Source organism: Pseudomonas sp. v388 (assembly GCF_003935425.1).
In the GTDB taxonomy this organism is placed as follows: domain Bacteria; phylum Pseudomonadota; class Gammaproteobacteria; order Pseudomonadales; family Pseudomonadaceae; genus Aquipseudomonas.
Genome location: NZ_RHQN01000003.1, coordinates 323043 through 341628, shown reverse-complemented (window position 1 = coordinate 341628; position 18586 = coordinate 323043). Strand labels below are relative to the sequence as shown.

Annotated in this window: 15 protein-coding genes; 12 read left to right on the top strand and 3 right to left on the bottom strand. The window is 63.4% G+C overall.

Annotated elements, in window-relative coordinates; all coding sequences use genetic code 11:
• The first annotated feature begins 89 nt into the window (after positions 1-89).
• Complete coding sequence (locus EGJ27_RS09210) at positions 90-1367, top strand: EAL domain-containing protein (RefSeq protein ID WP_125830419.1); 1278 nt, start codon at positions 90-92, stop codon at positions 1365-1367.
• On the opposite strand, the gene EGJ27_RS09205 is transcribed toward EGJ27_RS09210, so the two are convergent.
• Positions 1340-2002 (bottom strand): response regulator transcription factor, encoded by a 663-nt coding sequence (locus EGJ27_RS09205; protein WP_125830418.1) that lies wholly within the window; start codon positions 2000-2002, stop codon positions 1340-1342. The two genes, EGJ27_RS09210 and EGJ27_RS09205, sit on opposite strands and share 28 nt — an antisense overlap.
• 331 nt (positions 2003-2333) lie before the next feature.
• Between EGJ27_RS09205 and EGJ27_RS09200 the strand changes: the two genes are divergently transcribed.
• On the top strand, positions 2334-2630 hold the full coding sequence (locus tag EGJ27_RS09200; protein ID WP_125830417.1) for a DUF3509 domain-containing protein: 297 nt from the start codon (positions 2334-2336) through the stop codon (positions 2628-2630).
• A gap of 184 nt (positions 2631-2814) precedes the next feature.
• On the opposite strand, the gene EGJ27_RS09195 is transcribed toward EGJ27_RS09200, so the two are convergent.
• On the bottom strand, positions 2815-3699 hold the full coding sequence (locus EGJ27_RS09195) for a TIGR02285 family protein (RefSeq protein WP_125830416.1): 885 nt from the start codon (positions 3697-3699) through the stop codon (positions 2815-2817).
• Between the two features lie 217 nt (positions 3700-3916).
• On the opposite strand from EGJ27_RS09195, the gene EGJ27_RS09190 reads away from it, so the two are divergent.
• From EGJ27_RS09190 to EGJ27_RS09180, 3 genes are all read left to right on the top strand, one after another.
• Positions 3917-4459: a YaeQ family protein gene (locus EGJ27_RS09190; protein WP_125830415.1), complete on the top strand. Its 543-nt coding sequence runs from the start codon at positions 3917-3919 to the stop codon at positions 4457-4459.
• Positions 4460-4518: 59 nt separating this feature from the next.
• Positions 4519-6234, top strand: a complete 1716-nt coding sequence (recJ, locus tag EGJ27_RS09185; RefSeq protein WP_125830414.1) for a single-stranded-DNA-specific exonuclease RecJ — start codon at positions 4519-4521, stop codon at positions 6232-6234.
• A gap of 90 nt (positions 6235-6324) precedes the next feature.
• Positions 6325-7431: an NADH:flavin oxidoreductase/NADH oxidase gene (locus EGJ27_RS09180; RefSeq protein ID WP_125830413.1), complete on the top strand. Its 1107-nt coding sequence runs from the start codon at positions 6325-6327 to the stop codon at positions 7429-7431.
• A gap of 148 nt (positions 7432-7579) precedes the next feature.
• Here the strand turns inward: EGJ27_RS09180 and EGJ27_RS09175 are convergent, their stop codons facing one another.
• Positions 7580-9676 carry a PAS domain-containing sensor histidine kinase gene (locus EGJ27_RS09175; protein WP_125830412.1) on the bottom strand — a complete coding sequence of 699 codons (2097 nt, stop codon included), beginning with the start codon at positions 9674-9676 and terminating at the stop codon, positions 7580-7582.
• A gap of 286 nt (positions 9677-9962) precedes the next feature.
• On the opposite strand from EGJ27_RS09175, the gene EGJ27_RS09170 reads away from it, so the two are divergent.
• From EGJ27_RS09170 to EGJ27_RS09140, 7 genes are all read left to right on the top strand, one after another.
• Positions 9963-10697 carry a tellurite resistance TerB family protein gene (locus tag EGJ27_RS09170; protein WP_125830411.1) on the top strand — a complete coding sequence of 245 codons (735 nt, stop codon included), beginning with the start codon at positions 9963-9965 and terminating at the stop codon, positions 10695-10697.
• A gap of 341 nt (positions 10698-11038) precedes the next feature.
• Positions 11039-12661, top strand: a complete 1623-nt coding sequence (locus EGJ27_RS09165; protein WP_125830410.1) for a methyl-accepting chemotaxis protein — start codon at positions 11039-11041, stop codon at positions 12659-12661.
• A 7-nt stretch (positions 12662-12668) separates the two neighbouring features.
• Entirely contained in the window at positions 12669-13205 is a 537-nt protein-coding gene (locus EGJ27_RS09160; RefSeq protein WP_125830409.1) for a chemotaxis protein CheW, read from the top strand.
• Positions 13202-14488, top strand: coding sequence for a protein-glutamate O-methyltransferase CheR (locus EGJ27_RS09155; RefSeq protein WP_125830408.1), 1287 nt, complete (start codon positions 13202-13204; stop codon positions 14486-14488). The genes EGJ27_RS09160 and EGJ27_RS09155 overlap by 4 nt, the downstream gene beginning before the upstream one ends.
• Complete coding sequence (locus EGJ27_RS09150) at positions 14485-15174, top strand: chemotaxis protein CheW (protein ID WP_125830407.1); 690 nt, start codon at positions 14485-14487, stop codon at positions 15172-15174. Before EGJ27_RS09155 ends, EGJ27_RS09150 begins: the two co-directional genes overlap by 4 nt.
• The gene (locus tag EGJ27_RS09145) at positions 15171-17555 is read left to right on the top strand and encodes a hybrid sensor histidine kinase/response regulator (protein WP_125830406.1); all 2385 of its coding nucleotides are present in this window, start codon (positions 15171-15173) and stop codon (positions 17553-17555) included. The genes EGJ27_RS09150 and EGJ27_RS09145 overlap by 4 nt, the downstream gene beginning before the upstream one ends.
• Complete coding sequence (locus EGJ27_RS09140) at positions 17552-18562, top strand: chemotaxis response regulator protein-glutamate methylesterase (RefSeq protein WP_125830405.1); 1011 nt, start codon at positions 17552-17554, stop codon at positions 18560-18562. Before EGJ27_RS09145 ends, EGJ27_RS09140 begins: the two co-directional genes overlap by 4 nt.
• Positions 18563-18586 lie beyond the last annotated feature (24 nt).

The following is an 18586-nucleotide window of genomic DNA, read 5'->3' as shown; positions in this document are numbered from 1 at the left end:
GTTTCGGACTTGTCCTATGGGGCTGTGCTGCGCGGTTGGCTAGAGTGCGCGCCACTCAGCCGGACGGCTGTCACTCGATAGGCAAGATCGTGCGCTCACTCAAAGTTCTGATCCTCGAAGACAATCCATTCCAGCTGATGGCGCTGCATCAGATGCTCAACGCCAATCAGGTATTTGATGTATTGACTGCCGACAGCGTCGACGCCGCCAAACGCGCCTTGTGCAATCGGGGAAGTGTCGACATCGCGATCTGTGATCTGCAGATGGATGGTCCGGACGGCCTGGAATTCATTCGTTACCTGGCGCAGACCCGACAAGCCCGTGGGCTGTTGGTGCTCAGCAGTGCTGCCGACAGCGTGATCGAGGCTGTCGGGCGACTGGCGCAAAGCCAGGGGCTGGAAGTCCTGGGTTGCCTGCAGAAGCCGTTATCGGCCAGCGTGCTGGGTGATCTGCTCGCCAAAGGGCTGTGGCACACCCGTCAGGAAGATGAGCCTGATCAATCGCAGCCCTGGCTGCCGCTGACCCGCGAGCAGTTGCTGACGACCGATGCCGGTAGCCAACCCGACCTGGCGGCCCTGACCGAGCAATGGACGGTCCATTATCAGCCCAAGGTGAATCTGGGCGGCGATGTGGTGGGTGTCGAAGCGCTGGTGCGCTGGCAGCACCCGCTGCTGGGACTGCTGGCGCCGGGGCGTTTCATGTCGATCGTCGAGCGCCATGGGCTGATCGAACCCTTGACCTGGCGGGTGCTGGACCAGGCCCTGACCTTTTCCGCGACCATGATGCAGCGCCACGGCGAGCCCATGCCCGTGGCCGTCAACATCGCTCCGCAGATGCTGGAACTGCCGGGGTTCGCCGAGCAGGTTCTGGTGCGGCTGGTCGAACATGAGCTGCCGGCCAGCGTGCTGACTCTGGAAATCGTCGAACAGGCCGCTGCCGATCCAGGCCATCTTCAGCTGGAAGAATTGCTGCGACTGCGCTTGCAGGGCTGCAAAGTATCAATCGATGATTTCGGCACCGGAGCATCGAACATCCAGCGCCTGCTGCAGATGCCGTTCAGCGAATTGAAGATACCCGCCGAGTTCGTGCGCGGTATGGGTGACGATCCTCGCAAGGCGGCAGTGGTCGCCGGAGCCATGCTCATGGCGCGCCGCCTGGCACTGGACGTGGTGGTCGAGGGCGTGGAGACTCTCGATGATTTTCACAGCGTGATGACCCTCGACGCGCCGACCCTGCAAGGGTATTTCATCGCCCGCCCGATGTCCGAGGAAAACCTGACACGCTGGCTGGCCGAGCGCGTGCCCGATGCCGGGCGCCCGGTCCTGCGGCACACGTTGGCTCAGGACAATCCGTGCTCCTGCAGGTAAATGAACAGTGCCGCTTCGTTGGCCAGGCCCAGTTTGCGCATGGCGCTGACTTTCTGGCTGCTGACCGTCTGTTTGCTGCGACTCAACTGCCCGGCAATTTCGCCCACCGTCTTGCCCGCCGCAAGCAGGCGCACCACTTCCAGTTCCCGGGGTGACAACTGCTGCGGCGCCAGCAGTTGATCGCTGCCGTGGTCCTGTGCATCAAGCAAGACCCGCTGCACGGAATCGGCGATGAACACGCGCCTGCTGCACACGCCTTCGATCGCCGCCGGCAGCTCGCTGGCCACGCTGGCCTTGCTCAGCAAGCCACGAACATTCAACTCCAGCATCGCCTGAAACAGCCCGGCGTTGCTCAACGTGGTCACCACGATCACCGGCAGGTCCGGAAAGTCGCGGCCGATGCGTTCCAGCAGGCGCAGGCCATCGCTTTGCTGCGCGGCCGGCATCATGAAGTCGGTGACCAGCACATCGCAGGGATGATCCCGCAACGCCTGCAACAGCTCATCCGGGTTGCTCGCCTGGGCCACCACGTGCGCAGCGTCGCCGTGTTCTATCACCACACGCAGGCCGATCAGGAAGATGGGATGGTCGTCCGCCAGAATGACGCGCAGAGGGCGATCGAGTGTTCCGCTCACGGTATTGCTCCATCGAAGGTTGCCACATGGTAATGGCATCCGGCGCTGCTGTTTAGCCAGAAGCAGCGTCTGGAGAATATTCGTAGGAATTGGCGAAGGTTATTGATGAAGATTCCTACGCTTCGTGTAACGCAGCGCAGGGCAGAGTGCGGCGATAGCCCCGAGATGATCGAGTCACCGGACTTCCCAGGCGGTTTTCTGCCTGTCACATTGCGCAGGCATCCTCGGAGTCAGGAACCGGTGCCCGATCGCGTTGTGCAGAGAACTTTATGCATGAAGCCACGGTCATTGATAAGCACCTTTGCATTCAAACTGTTGAGTGGTGATCTAGATGGAAAATATCAGCTTACTGCTAAGCGAAGCGCTGGCTCCGTATCAAGCCAGTCTTGGGCCGCAGGGGCCTCGGGGCGAACGTCTGGTGACCCTGAAAGATGCAGCCGGTGCCGTTGTGATCGAGCGCAGCTTTACCGCCGATCAATTGCGCGACAAACGCCAGTTGACCGATGTGGTCGATGGCCTGCACCGGGATCTGATGGTTGCCGAAGGCCGTATCGAACCTTGCGTGATCGCTGCCATGCGTCATGCCGCAGTGGGCCAGGCTTTCGTCGCCGCTCCTGCTTTTGTCTGACGGCCTGGAACCTTTGCCCGCACCGGGCGCTCCTATGATTACGGCAGGCTCGATCGTTGTGCTCCGATGATCGATGGCCCGCCGTACGGACCTATAGCGTCCTGTTGACCCCGAGCAGGCTCCCCACTGCCCGGGGTTTCTTTTTTTCAGGCGCGGCCTATGCAGACCCCCTCGACCTGGTGCCTCAATGGCTGGCGAAATACGCCTTGGCCTGTGCCAGGTAACCGGCACGCTCGGCCGGGTCGAGCCATTGGGCGTAGGCGCCCATCAGGCTGCTTTCGCGCAGCACGCGCATTTCCCGATTGATGATCTGAATGGCCCGCCGCCCTTGCGGGGTGTCGGAACAGCCGATGTGGGCGTATTGGTACTGCGCGTTACCCTTGACCGGCACGAACGCCAACTCGTCCAGATTCATGTCCTGTTGCTGGGCCTGATAGCGGATCTCCAGCCAGAAACCGATCAGCGCCTGCAAGCGCCCGAGACGTTCCATTTGTAACAGGCTGCCCACCGCTTCGTTGCCGTAATGCAGGTTCAGCGCTTCGGGCGGGCTCTGCCGCAGAGCCTGGTCGACCACCACACCATAACTGCGCTGCGCCACCACGCCGACCTTGACACCCGGCGTATTCAGCAACCGCTGAAGGTCGATCCGGCCTTCGTCGATCAGCGCAGTGAAGCGTTGCATGTCGGCCTTGCGCACGATCAGCCCACTGCTGGGCAGGACGAAGACCGGAATCGAAAAGGCGATGCTCTTGGCGCGCTCGGCGGTCCAGAGTGAGGTCGGATCACAACTCAACGGGTGTTCTTTCAGCATCTGCGAGCTGCGCGCACGATTGACCCTCATCAGCACATGGTCGTACTCGGGCATGCGCTCGATCAGCAGGGGCATGAGTCGGTCTATCGCGCCTTGCCCTTGCAGCGGACCGGCGAAGATGGTCGACGGAGGCAGGTCGCGCAGCAGCCAGTTGAGGGTTTCCCTGGCTTGAAGGCCGCCTGGCAGCGCGCACAGCAGCAGGATCGGCAACCAGCGGATTCGCGTGGAACGCGTGGCTTGCAGGATATGAAAAGGCATTCGCTGGTGTTCATCCCTTGAGTCATCGAGCATCGAATGCCCGCAGGCAGGCGCATCAGGCCGGTGAATTCTACCGTTCACCGCGACGCAAGCGGCTACAAATACCGTTCGCTCCCGGCGCCGGTCAAGCTCTTTGCGGTGCGGCACGACCGGCGAGGTCGTTCGCCACGCGCGCATCGGTTAGACTGGCTGACTTTCCGCATTCCAGAGCCCGTTCATGGCCCAGCCGTCCACGACTTACAAATTCGAACTCAACCTTACCGATCTCGATCGTGGGGTTTATGAAAGCGTCAAGCAGACCATCGCCCGCCACCCCTCGGAAACCGAAGAGCGCATGACCGTGCGTCTGCTGGCCTATGCACTCTTCTACAACGAGCAGCTATCGTTCGGGCGCGGTCTGTCGGACGTTGACGAGCCCGCTCTGTGGGAGAAAAGCCTGGACGACCGCGTGCTGCACTGGATCGAAGTCGGCCAGCCGGACGCCGACCGACTGACCTGGTGTTCGCGTCGTACCGAGCGCACCAGCCTGCTGGCCTACGGCAGCCTGCGTGTCTGGGAAGGCAAGGTGGTGCCCGGCGCGCGCAACCTGAAGAACGTGCACATCGCCGCCGTGCCTCAGGAGATTCTCGAAGTCCTGGCCAAGGACATGCCGCGGGTCATCAAATGGGACGTGATGATCAGCGAGGGCACCGTGTTCGTGACCGACGACCGCGGCCAGCATGAAGTTCAGCTGGAATGGCTGGTAGGCGAGCGCGGTTGATACGGCGCCGCTTCCGGTCATCACTTTTCAACGCTTCGACAGAGAATCTGTAAAACCGCATGCGCATCGAACCTCGTCTGTTGCCTGACACCCTGCCTTTGCTTGGCGATCTGCCGCCGTTGCTCACCCGTCTGTACGCCGCCAGAGGCGTGGCCAGCGAGGCCGAGCTGGACAAGAGCCTGGCGCGGCTGATTCCTTATCAGCAACTCAAGGGCATCGATGCCGCGGTGGATCTGCTGGTGACGGCCCTTGAACAGCGCCAGCGCATGCTGATCGTCGGCGACTTCGATGCCGACGGCGCAACGGCCAGCACCGTCGGGGTGCTGGGCCTGCGTCTGCTGGGTGCCGAGCATGTCGATTATCTGGTGCCGAACCGCTTCGAGTACGGCTACGGGCTGACCCCGGAAATCGTCGAAGTGGCGTTGCAGCGCGAGCCGCAGTTGCTGATAACCGTGGATAACGGCATTTCCAGCGTCGAAGGCGTGGCCGCGGCCAAGGCGGCCGGTTTGAGCGTGCTCGTCACCGATCACCACTTGCCGGGTCATGAGTTGCCGGCGGCCGATGCCATCGTCAATCCGAACCAGCCAGGCTGCACCTTCCCGAGCAAGTCGCTGGCCGGCGTCGGTGTGATTTTCTATGTGCTGATGGCCCTGCGCGCACGGCTGCGGGACACCGGCTGGTTCGAGCGTAACCAGCGTGCCCAGCCGAATCTGGGCGAGCTGCTGGACCTGGTGGCGCTGGGCAGTGTCGCCGACGTCGTGCCGCTGGATGCCAACAACCGCATTCTTGTACATCAGGGTTTGATGCGTATTCGCGCCGGTCGCGCTCGCCCGGGCCTGCGTGCGATTCTCGAAGTGGCGCGGCGCGAGCCGTCGCGCATTACGTCCACCGACCTGGGGTTCATTCTCGGGCCACGGCTTAACGCGGCCGGTCGGCTGGACGACATGAGCCTGGGCATCGAGTGCCTGCTGTGCGACGACCCGCTGCTGGCGCGGGAAATGGCGGTGCAGCTGGACGAACTGAATCAGGACCGCAAGTCCATCGAGCAGGGCATGCAGCGCGAGGCGCTGGCCCAGCTCAAGGATTTGCCGGTGGAGTCCATGCCGTTCGGCCTGTGCCTGTTCGACGCCGAATGGCATCAAGGCGTGATCGGCATCCTGGCTTCACGCCTCAAGGAGCGCTATCACCGCCCGACCATCGCCTTCGCCAGCGCAGGGGAGGGCGTGCTCAAGGGGTCGGCACGTTCGGTGCCCGGCTTTCATATTCGTGACGCCCTGGATGCTGTCGCGGCGCAACATCCCGAGCTGATCAGCAAGTTCGGCGGCCACGCGATGGCTGCCGGCTTGTCGTTGCCGCAAGAGAATTTCCCGGCCTTTGCCGAGGCCTTCGATCAGGAAGTACGTCGCCAGTTGTGCGAGGAAGACCTGACCGGGCGCCTGCTGTCGGACGGTTCGCTGGCGGTCGAAGAGTTTCATCTGGAGCTGGCCCGCGCACTGCGCAACGCCGGCCCTTGGGGGCAGCATTTTCCCGAGCCGCTGTTCCACGGCGTCTTCCAGCTGGTCGAGCAACGTGTCGTAGGCGAGCGGCACCTCAAGATGGTGCTCAAGACCGAATGCGGCAGCGTGAAGCTCGACGGCATCGCCTTCAGCGTGGATCGCGACATCTGGCCGAACCCGAATATCCGCTGGGTGGAGCTGGCCTACAAGCTCGATCTGAACGAGTTCCGCGGTAATGAGACCGTGCAGCTGCTGGTCGCGCACATCGCCCCGCGATAAGCCGGAACCCCGGCGTCTCCCGAGTTGTCGACTAGGCTCTGTCTACGAAGAAAGAATCTGGACGCCTGAATTTCAACTCGAGAGGTCGCCATGAGCCTGCTGCTTGAACCCTACACCCTGCGCCAACTGACCCTGCCCAATCGCATCGCCGTATCGCCCATGTGCCAGTACTCCAGCGCCGACGGCCTGGCCAATGACTGGCATCTGGTTCATCTCGGCAGCCGAGCGGTGGGCGGGGCGGGGTTGGTCTTCACCGAAGCGACCGCGGTTACCGAAGACGGTCGGATCACACCTCAGGATCTGGGCCTGTGGAAAGATGAACAGATCGAAGGGCTGCAGCGCATTACCCGTTTCATCACCGCCCAAGGCGCGGTGGCCGGCATCCAGCTGGCCCACGCCGGCCGCAAGGCCAGCACCTGGCGGCCATGGCTGGGCAAGCATGGCAGCGTGCCGGTGAGTGAAGGCGGCTGGACGCCGGTCGGTCCGTCGGCCATTGCTTTCGATCCTCAGCACACGGTGCCGATCCAGCTGAGCGAAGGCCAGATCCAGGAGGTGATCCAGGCGTTCGTCCAGGCGGCGCGTCGTTCGCTGGAGGCAGGTTTCAAGGTGGTCGAGGTGCATGCTGCCCATGGCTATCTGCTGCATCAGTTCCTGTCGCCGCTGAGCAATCAGCGCACCGATCAGTACGGCGGCTCTTTCGAAAACCGCATTCGCCTGACGTTGCAGGTGACCGAGGCGATCCGGGATATCTGGCCCGATGAGCTGCCGGTATTTGTTCGCGTATCGGCCACCGACTGGGTGGAGGACGGCTGGAATCCGGACGAAACCGTGGAGCTGGCGCGTCGCCTGAAAGCCTTGGGTGCGGACCTTGTGGATGTGTCGTCCGGCGGCACGGCAGCGAACGCAGAAATTCCGGTCGGTCCCGGTTATCAGACCCGCTTTGCCGAACGTGTGCGCAAGGAATCGGGTATTGCCACCGGCACGGTGGGAATGATCACCGAACCTGCGCAGGCCGAACACATTCTGCGCACCGGGCAGGCCGACATCATCCTGCTGGCCCGCGAACTGCTGCGTGATCCGTACTGGCCGCTGCACGCCGACGACGATCTGGGCGGCCGCAAGGCCATCTGGCCCGCGCAATACCAGCGCGCGACCCATCGCGATCAGCCGATTCACGAGTCAGACCTGAGGGATTGATTCATCAGGACCTGCCGGCCCTTTCGCGAGCAAGCTCGCTCCTACGAGAACGGTGACGCAGCCGCAGGAGCGAGCTTGCTCGCGAAGACTTATCTTCAGGCGCGGCATCTGCCGGGTTTTACCGACGCGCTGGCCAATCGGCTGGTGCCTAAGGTATGGCCGGCCCGTCCAGCAGCTCGGTGACCTTCGCATTCAAGGCCGCGATGGAAAACGGCTTGGGCAGCACATGCATGCCTGGCTCCAGCGTACCGGCGCCCAACGCAGCATTTTCGGCATAGCCGGTCACGAACAGCACCTTCAGCTCGGGACGCAGCATGCGCGCTGCATCGGCAAGCTGGCGACCGTTCATGCCGCCGGGCAGGCCGACGTCGGAGATCATCAGGTCCACGACCACGTCCCGTTGCAGGATGCCCAGCGCCGCCGCGCCGTGCTCGGCCTGCAACACCTGACAGCCCAGCTCCTCCAGCACCTCCGCGATCAACTCCCGCACCGCAGGCTCGTCGTCCACCACTAGCACCTTTTCGCCACCCGCTGGCTGGGCGATCAGCGGAACGGCCGGCAGATCCGCTTCGCTGGCGCCGTCAGGACTGTCGAGTATCGGCAAGAAGATCCGGATCTCACTGCCACGGCCCAGGCTGGAGGTGATGTTTACGCCGCCACCCGATTGCCGCGCAAAGCCATAGATCATCGACAGGCCAAGGCCGGTGCCCATGCCGATCGGCTTGGTGGTGAAGAACGGGTCGAAGGCGCGGCGCACCACTTCAGGTGACATCCCGCTGCCGGTATCGCTGACCGACAGCGCAACGTAACGGCCCGGTGTCAGTTCTACCCTGCGAGCCGCCGGCGCATCCAGGACCAGATTGTCGGTTTCGATACGCAGCCGCCCGCCGTCCGGCATGGCGTCGCGGGCGTTGATGCACAGATTGAGCAGGGCATTTTCCAGCTGATGCGGGTCGACCATGGTCGACCACAGGCCCGGTGTCTCCTTTACCCGCATATCAATGCCGGGGCCGACGGTGCCGCGGATCAGTTCTTCCATGCCCTGCACCAGCCGGTCGACGTCGGTGGGCTTGGGCGCCAGGGTCTGGCGACGGGAGAACGCCAGCAGGCGATGAGTCAGCGACGCAGCACGGCGAGAGCCTTCCAGCGCCGCTGCGATATAGCGGCCCAGTTCGGCGAACCGGCCCTGGTTGACGCGCGCCTGCAGCAATTCGATATTTCCGGTGACGCCCATCAGCAGGTTGTTGAAATCATGGGCCAGGCCGCCGGTGAGCTGGCCGACCGCTTCCATCTTCTGCGACTGGCGCAACGCTTCCTCGGTGGCGCGCAGGGCTTCGGAGCGCAGCTTTTCGTGGGTCATGTGCTTGCCCAGGGCGAAGATCAGCCCGTTGCCCGGCGCGGCTGTCCAGCCGATCCAGCGGTAGCTGCCGTCAACATGCAGATAGCGGTTTTCGAACAGTGGCAGCACTTGGTCAACGGCGTGGTCCAGCGCAGCCTGACTGCTTTGGCGGTCGTCAGGGTGCACCAGCTCAAGGATCGATTTGCCGACCAGCTCGGCGGAATCACGCCCCAGCACCGCGTCCCACGCCGGGTTGACGCGCAGGAAGATTCCGTTGAAGTCGATCATGGCCAGCAGGTCGGGCGAAATCTCCCAGAACGTGTCCAGCTCGGCAGTGCGCTGCGCGAGCATGGCGGTCTGCCGGCGCTCGAGGTCGATCAGGTCGTCGATCAGTTGCAGGCGACGCTGCTCGCTGGCCTCCAGGGCCTGCCGGCTCAGAACATTGTGCGTCGTCTCGTTGGTGGTGCAGAACATGCCTACGGTTTCGCCATGTTCATCGATGACCGGCGAGAAGGAGAAGGACCACCAGGTCTGCTCGATTTCGCCGTAGCGCGCCATGGTCAGCGGCATGTCGACGCAGTGATACGGCTTTCCGGCCAGGGCGTCATTGACCATGGGCGCCACCTGATCCCAGACATCGGACCACAGCTCGGGAATCCGCGCACCCATGGCCCGCGGCTTGCGCGGACCGAGAATGGGTGCATACGCATCGTTGTAGAAGAACAGCAGCTCCGGTCCCCATAGCAGGTACATGGAAACCGGGGAATTGAGCATCAGATTCAACGTGCTCTTGAGAGACGACGGCCACTGTTCCATCGGGCCAAGCGACGTGGCGCCCCAGTTTTTGGCGCGAATCGCACTGGCCGCCTCGCTAGTGCTGGCGGGAAACCCATCATGCGCAGTCAATTCAAGCACGCTCCCGGTAGGCAGATTCGCTACCGATAAAATATTCATAAGACAGCAAAGCCGCAAGAAGCCGGAGCATATAGGTGAGTGACCGGCGTTGTCCGCTGTTTCTGACAGCCCCAGAGCATGGGCCAGCAGCGGCGACGGCTTGCGGGCCGGCCGCGGTGGGCGCCGCATGAACCGTGGCAGCCGCAACATCCGGAAGCACACCCTTTATCGGTCCTGGGGGAATTTTCCTTACCCTGCTGGTCAATGAATCATCTGACAAACATTGAGGCGAATTCCTATGAATACTCGTGGCTTACTCGACCAGCTGCTCAAGTCCGGGCAGTCGATGTTGCAGGACAAGGTCAGCGGCAAGCCAGGCAAGCGATCCTCCGGCAGTGACTCGCTGGTGGGTGGCCTGGGGAGTCTGTTGGGGGGTGGCACCTCATCGAGCGGCGGGCTGGGCGGGCTGTTGTCCGGCGCCGGCGGTGGGGCGCTGGCAGCGGGTGCCATGAGCCTGCTCAAGGGCAAGAGTTCTCGCGGGATGGGCGGCAAGGCACTGAAGATGGGTGGGCTGGCCGCCCTGGGCGTGCTGGCCTACAAGGCCTATAACGCCTGGCAGGCCAATCAGGGCCTGACCGCCCAGCGTGAGCCGCGCACCATCGACCGGTTGCCTGAAAATGAAGCCGAGGAACACAGCGAGGCGATCCTGCGGGCGCTGGTGGCGGCGGCCAAGGCTGACGGGCATGTCGACGAGCGTGAGCGGGAGCTGATCGAAGGTGAGTTTTCTAAGCTGGGCACTGACCAGCAGTTGCAGAGCTGGCTGCATGACGAACTGAACAAGCCCTTGGACCCGGCCGAAGTCGCGCGCGCCGCTCGAAGCCCGGAAATGGCCGCTGAAATGTACATCGCCAGTGTGATGCTGGTGGATCAGGAACATTTCATGGAGCGCGCTTATCTGGACGAATTGGCCCGCCAGCTCAAGCTTGAGCCGAGCCTGAAGGCCGAGCTGGAAAATCAGGTTCGCGACGCGTAACAGCTCCCTTCTCGGACACGTCCGCTCCAGGGGTTCGATTCCTGTAGGAGCGGACTTGTCCGCCAACACATCTATACGCGCGATACACATGGCGTGGCTTGCGCCAATTCAGCAGTCTTCTCAATCCTTCGCAATGACAGTGATGTTCGGCCGCCGCCTGCCGATACATCGGGTATGGGTATGCGCCGGGTTTGCCGGGTGCGTGTCCTGACAGGCAATATGCCTCATGCCTGAGACACTTATGAATAAACGGCTGGGCTATACTCACGCCGCTTGGACCGTCTGTCGGTCCGCTTCTTGAACACGGCCGGCGGCCGTTGTTGAACTCTTGAGGGCTGACCGTGAAGAACTGGACCTTGCGCCAACGGATTCTGGCGAGCTTTGCCGTCATCATCGCAATCATGCTGCTGATGGTGGTCGTGTCTTACTCCCGCTTGCTGTCGATCGAATCCAGCGAAGAGCAGGTCCGTCTCGATGCGTTGCCGGGCGTCTACTACAGCACGCTGGTACGAAGCGCCTGGGGCGAAAGCTATATCCGCACCCTGGAATTGATCGGCGAAGGCAAGGGCCGTCCCTTGACCAAGCAGGAAAAAGACCAGTTCGCCGGGTTTGAAGACAACCTGCAGACGCAAATGGACGGCTACAAGAAGTCCATTTTCGACGACAGCGACCGGGTCAATTTCGCTGCGTTCGAGAAGCGCCGCGAAGCCTACGGCCGCTTGCTCGGCGAAGTCCACGCCGCTTACGACCGTGGCGACTATCCCACCGCCCGTGCCGAGTTCTATGACCAGGTCAATCCGGTCTGGTCCGAGGGTCGTCGCCAGCTCAACGACATCATTGTCGCCAACAAGCAACTGGCCGACCGGGCCACCGACAACATCGTCAACGCCGTGCTTGGCGCCAAGATCAGTCTGGTCATTTCCCTGCTCATCGCTGTGATGGCTGCGGCTGCCTGCGGTCTGCTGCTGATGCGCGCGATCATCGCGCCCATGGAACTGATCGTGAAGATTCTCGGCGTCATGCGCACCGGCGACCTCAGTTCGCGCCTGAAGCTGGAGCGCCGCGATGAGTTCAATGCGGTGGAAACCGGTTTCAACGACATGATGACCGAACTCAACGCGCTGGTTGCCCAGGCGCAGCGCTCCTCGATTCAGGTCACGACTTCCGTCACCGAGATCGCCGCCACTTCTCGGCAGCAGCAGGCCACCGCTACTGAAACTGCGGCCACCACCACTGAAATTGGCGCCACGTCCCGGGAAATTGCCGCGACTTCCCGCGATCTGGTACGCACCATGACCGAAGTCACCAACGCCGCCGATCAGGCGTCGATCCTGGCCGGTTCCGGCCAGCAAGGCCTGGCGCGCATGGAAGACACCATGCACCAGGTGATGGGCGCGGCCGACCTGGTCAACGCCAAGCTGGCGATCCTCAATGAGAAGGCCGGCAACATCAACCAGGTGGTGGTGACCATCGTCAAGGTGGCCGACCAGACCAACCTGTTGTCGCTCAACGCCGCCATCGAGGCCGAGAAGGCCGGCGAATACGGGCGCGGTTTCGCGGTCGTGGCTACCGAGGTAAGGCGTCTGGCCGACCAGACCGCCGTCGCCACCTACGATATCGAGCAGATGGTGCGCGAGATCCAGTCGGCGGTGTCCGCCGGGGTCATGGGCATGGACAAGTTTTCCGAAGAAGTGCGTCGCGGCATGTTCGAAGTCACCCAGGTCGGTGAGCAGCTGTCGCAGATCATCCATCAGGTGCAGGCGCTGGCGCCGCGCGTGCTGATGGTCAACGAAGGCATGCAGGCCCAGGCGACCGGTGCCGAGCAGATCAATCAGGCACTGGTGCAACTGGCCGATGCCAGCAGCCAGACCGTCGACTCGCTACGTCAAGCCAGTTCCGCCATCGACGAGCTGAGCCAGGTCGCGGTCGGGTTGCGCGGTGGCGTGTCGCGCTTCAAAGTCTGAGCCGGCGATGATCGATCATTCGACCAGACGTGAAGGGCCGGCGCAGGTCAAGAACAAGCTGTTCCTGCTGTTTCGCATCGGCGAGGAACGCTATGCGCTGGAGGCGATCGAGATCGCCGAAATCCTGCCGCGTGTCAAGCTCAAGGCCATCGCCCAGGCGCCGCGCTGGGTCGCGGGCATCTTTGCGCACCGAGGCGAGATCGTACCGGTGATCGACATCAGCGCCCTCAATTCCGGCCAACCCGCCCAGGCGCGGACCAGCACCCGAATGGTGCTGGTTCATTACCGCCACGACGACCTGCATCCGGCGCAGTTGCTCGGCCTGATTCTTGAGCAGGCGACCGAAACCCTGCGTTGCCCGGCCTCGGATTTCAAGGAATATGGCCTTGAGAACCGACTGGCGCCGTATCTGGGGCCGGTCCGGGAAGACGCTCGCGGCCTGCTGCAATGGATCAACGTTCAGGAGCTGCTCAGCGAGCCGGTGCGAGAACTGCTGTATCCGGTGACGCCCCTCGAACTGGAGCAACTCGAGGACGCGGGATGAACGACGACGCGCGTTTTTTCAGCTTTCTCAAGGAACGTATCGGCCTGGACGTCACGTCGGTCGGCGAGGCCATCGTCGAGCGTGCCCTGCGCCAGCGTTGCAGCGCTTGCGGCTTGGCGGACAGCGATGCCTACTGGCAACTGCTGATCACTTGCGCTGAGGAACAACAGGCGCTGATCGAAGCGGTGATCGTTCCCGAGACCTGGTTCTTTCGTTACGCCGAATCCTTCGCCACCCTCGGCATGCTGGCTGCGGCGCGCCTCAAGGCGCTAGGCGACGTGCGGCCGCTGCGCATCCTCAGCCTGCCATGCTCGACCGGCGAAGAACCCTACTCGATTGCCATGGCGTTGTTTGACGCCCAGTTGGCGGCCCATCAATTCAAGATCGACGCCATCGACATCAGCCCGCTGTCCATCGACCGTGCCAAGCGCGGCCTGTACGGCAAGAACTCGTTTCGGGGCAGCGATATCGGTTACCGCGACCGTTATTTCACCGCCAGTGAGCAGGGCTACCAGATCGCCGAGCGGGTTCGCGACCGTGTGGATTTCCAGCCGGGCAACCTGCTGGACCCCAACCTGGCGTGCCGTGCAGGCTACGACTTTGTGTTCTGCCGCAACCTGGTGATCTATTTCGACCAGCCGACCCAGAAGCATGTGTTCGAGGTGCTCAAGCGCCTGACCCTGCAGGACGGCCTGTTGTTCATCGGGCCTGCGGAAGGCAGCCTGCTGGCGGCCATCGGCATGCGCTCGATCGGCATTCCCCAGTCCTTCGCGTTCCGCCACGCGCCGATCAACAGCGCCGCCGCCATCAGCGTGCCGGTGGTTCCGACTGCGCCGGGCAGTGCAGGCGGTTACGTGCGGCCGCGGGCGATGCCGGAGCCGACCCCGCGCCTAGGCTCGCGTTCCTTCGCGCCACCCGCGGCGAACCCGGTCAAGGCACCTCGGCCGGCTGCCGACGGTGACGCGGCAACCTGGCTGGCCAGCATCGCGCAGTTGGCCAATGAAGGTCGTAGCGCCGATGCGCGGGCGGCCTGTGAGCGCTACCTGCGAAAACTTGAACCGGTGGCGCCGGTCTTCTACTGGCTGGGGTTGCTCAGTGAAGTCGAAGGCAACGCGGTACAGGCTCAAGGCTTCTATCGCAAGGCGCTGTATCTGGACCCTCAGCACGCCGAGTCCCTGGCGCAATTGGCGGCATTGCTGGCTGCCAGGGGTGACACCGCCGGAGCCCGTCGTCTTCAGGACCGTGCCGCCCGTGGCGCCGACAAGCAAGGAAGTAATCGATGACGGGACTGTCCAGCCTTTCAAGCCTTACCCGCGACGATGCCGACGCCATCGACGATTGCTGGAACCGTATCGGCATCCATGGCGACCGCTCCTGTCCGCTGCTGGAAGAACACATTCACTGCCGCAACTGCTCGGTCTATTCCGCCGCAGCGACGCGCTTGCTGGACCGTTATTCGCTGGTTCAGGACCATCGCGAGCAGGTCCATGTCACCGAACGGCAGCGCGACATCAAGACACGCTCGGTGCTGGTGTTCCGCCTGGGTGAAGAATGGCTGGGCCTGGCGACGCGTTGCCTGTCCGAGGTCGCACCGCTGCAGGCCATCCATTCGTTGCCGCACCAGCGCTCACGGGCGCTGCTGGGCGTGGCCAATGTGCGCGGTGCGCTGGTCGCCTGCATCTCGCTGGTCGAATTGCTGGGCCTGGACAGCAACCCGGTGGTGTCCAGTAGCGCGCGGATCATGCCGCGCATGCTGATCCTGGCGGCGGACGGCGGGCCGGTGGTGGTTCCGGTGGATGAAGTCGAGGGTATCCACGGCATGGACGAGCGCGAGCTGGACAGCGCTTCGGCCTCCGGAACCCATGCCAATGCGCGCTTCACCCGCGGAGTCATGCAGTGGAAAGACCGCAGTCTGCGTTTGCTCGATGAACAAGAGTTGTTGTCGGCGGTACACCGGAGCCTTACATGACGCCAGATCAGATGCGCGACGCCTCGCTGTTCGAGCTGTTCACGCTGGAAGCCGAAGCCCAGACTCAGGTCCTGAGCGCCGGCCTGCTGGCACTGGAACGCAGCCCGACCCAGGCCGACCAGCTGGAAGCCTGCATGCGCGCAGCGCACTCGCTCAAGGGGGCAGCGCGGATCGTCGGTGTGGACGCCGGGGTCAGCGTGGCGCATGTCATGGAAGATTGCCTGGTCAGCGCCCAGGAAGGCCGTCTGTTGTTGCAGCCGGAGCATATCGATGCGCTGCTCTCGGGCACCGACCTGCTGATGCGCATCGCCACGCCGGGTGACAGCGCTGTCGCTCAGGCCGATATCGACGCTTATGTGGAGCGGCTCAATACCTTGCTCGCCTCGGGAGCGGGCGCGACGCGCACCGTCAGCGTGCCGCAAACCGAGTCTATGCCTGTCGGCGGCTTGCCTGACATCGAGCTGCCGACCCACGGCTTGCCCGAACCCTTTGCTGAGCTGCGGCTCGAACCGTTGCCCGAGACTGTCGCTGCTGCGGCGCTGCCAGACGCGGCCCTGGCCGTCTCGCCGCCGCTGGCCGCTGCCGAGCCGCAAGCCCAGCCTCGCGCGCCGGAACGCCGCATGAGCGACAGCACCGAGCGGGTACTGCGGGTTACCGCCGAACGCTTGAACGGGCTGCTCGACCTGTCCAGCAAGGCGCTGGTCGAAACCCAGCGCATGAAGCCCTTGCTGGCGGGCATGCAGCGCCTCAAGCGCTTGCAGTCCAGCAGTGACCGCGCCCTTGAAGCGCTCGGCATCAGCCTGGGCGAAGCCGGGGTTAACCCCGATGCGCACAAGGCGCTGCAGGATGCGCGCAACCTGCTGGCTCAGGCGCAGCAGATGCTGTTGCAGCAGACCGCCGAACTCGACGAATTCGGCTGGCAGTCGGGGCAACGGGCGCAGTTGCTGTATGACACCGCGCTGGCCTGTCGGATGCGGCCCTTTGCCGATGTGCTGGCCGGTCAGGCGCGCATGGTTCGCGACCTGGGCCGCGAGTTGGGCAAACAGGTGCGGCTACAGATCGAGGGCGAAAAGACTCAGGTCGACCGCGACGTGCTGGAAAAACTCGAAGCCCCGCTCACCCATCTGCTGCGTAACGCGGTCGATCATGGCATCGAGTCACCGGAACAGCGGATTGCCAAGGGCAAGTCGCCGGAAGGCCTGATCCGCCTGCGTGCGTCTCATCACGCCGGTCTGCTGGTGGTCGAGCTGAGCGACGACGGCGGCGGGGTGGACCTTGAGCGGCTGCGCCGCAATATCGTCGAGCGCAAGTTGTCGCCTGCCGAGACGGCGGCGCAGTTGAGCGAAGAGGAGCTGCTGAGTTTCCTGTTCCTGCCCGGCTTCAGCATGCGCGACAAGGTCACCCAGATTTCCGGACGCGGCGTGGGGCTGGACGCTGTGCAGCACATGGTTCGCCAGATGCACGGCGGTGTCGAACTGGAGCAGTGGAGCGGCCAGGGCAGCCGGTTCCGCATCGAGCTGCCGCTGACCCTGTCGGTGGTGCGCAGTCTGGTGGTCGAGGTGGGCGGCGAGGCCTATGCCTTCCCGCTGGCACACATCGAACACATGCGCGATCTGCAGCCGGACGACATCGTGCAGCTCGAAGGTCGCCAGCACTTCTGGCACGACGAGCGTCATGTCGGCCTGGTCTCGGCCAGCCAGTTGCTGCACCGCCCGCCCAGCCAGAACCCTGACGAAGCGCTCAAGGTCGTGGTGATTCGCGAGCGCGAAGCGGTGTACGGCGTGGCCGTGGAACGCTTCATCGGCGAACGAACCCTGGTGGTAATGCCGCTGGATGCTCGCCTGGGCAAGGTCCAGGACGTGTCGGCCGGCGCTCTGCTCGACGATGGCTCGGTGGTGCTGATCATCGATGTCGAGGATATGCTGCGCTCGGTGGAGAAATTGCTGAACACCGGGCGCCTGGAACGCATCGACCGGCGAGATCGCCAGGCCGGTGCCGTGGTGCGCAAGCGCGTGCTGGTGGTGGATGACTCATTGACGGTTCGCGAATTGGAGCGCAAGTTGCTCGTCAGTCGCGGCTACCAGGTCGCCGTCGCGGTGGATGGCATGGATGGCTGGAACGCGTTGCGCGCTGAAGACTTCGATCTGCTGATCACCGACATCGACATGCCGCGCATGGACGGCATCGAACTGGTGACCCTGTTGCGCCGCGATACGCGCTTGCAGTCCCTGCCGGTCATGGTCGTCTCCTACAAGGATCGTGAGGAAGACCGGCGTCGGGGCCTGGACGCAGGCGCGGACTACTACCTGGCCAAGGCCAGTTTCCACGACGATGCCTTGCTCGATGCCGTCGCCGAACTCATTGGAGACGCACACGCATGAAAATCGCCATCGTCAACGACATGCCCATGGCAGTCGAGGCGTTGCGCCGGGCGCTGGCTTTTGAGCCGGCGCATCAGATCGTCTGGGTGGCGCGCAATGGCGCCGAGGCGGTGGCGCATTGCGCCGAGCAGACGCCGGATCTGATCCTGATGGATCTGATCATGCCCGTCATGGATGGTGTAGAGGCCACGCGCCGGATCATGGCCGAAACGCCGTGTGCCATCGTGTTGGTTACCGTCGACCGGGAACAGAACGTCCACCGGGTGTTCGAGGCCATGGGCCACGGCGCGCTGGATGTGGTCGACACGCCGGCTATCGGCGTAGGCGATCCGCGAGAGGCAGCCGCGCCGCTGTTGCGCAAGATCCTTAATATCGAATGGCTGATCGGCCAGCGTTCCGCGCGGGAGCCTGCACCCAGCCCGGCACCGCGCGCACCTTCCCGACGCAGCAAGTTGCTCGCCATCGGTTCGTCCGCGGGCGGTCCGGCTGCGCTGGAAATCCTGCTGCGTGGGCTGCCGGTCAACTTTCCGGCCGCGATTGTACTGGTGCAGCATGTCGACCAGGTATTTGCCGCCGGCATGGCCGAATGGCTGGGTACGGTGTCTGGAATTCCGGTGCGTCTGGCCCGTGAAGGCGAGCAGCCGCAACCGGGTACAGTGTTATTGGCCGGCACCAATCACCACATTCGGTTGCTCAAAGACGGTACGCTTGCGTATACAGCTGAACCGGTGAACGAAATCTACAGGCCTTCGATCGACGTTTTTTTTGAAAGTGTGGCCCGCTATTGGAATGGGGACGCAGTAGGCGTTCTGCTGACCGGCATGGGGCGTGATGGCGCACAAGGGCTCAAGACCTTACGCGAGCAAGGCTGTCTGACCATCGCGCAGGATCAGGCAAGCTCTGCGGTCTACGGCATGCCCAAGGCCGCCGCCAGTATCAATGCCGCCGTAGAAATCAGGCCGCTGAACACGATTGCGCCTCGCTTGATCGAGGTATTTGCTCAATGAATTTCCAGGTGAATTCACCGTCCG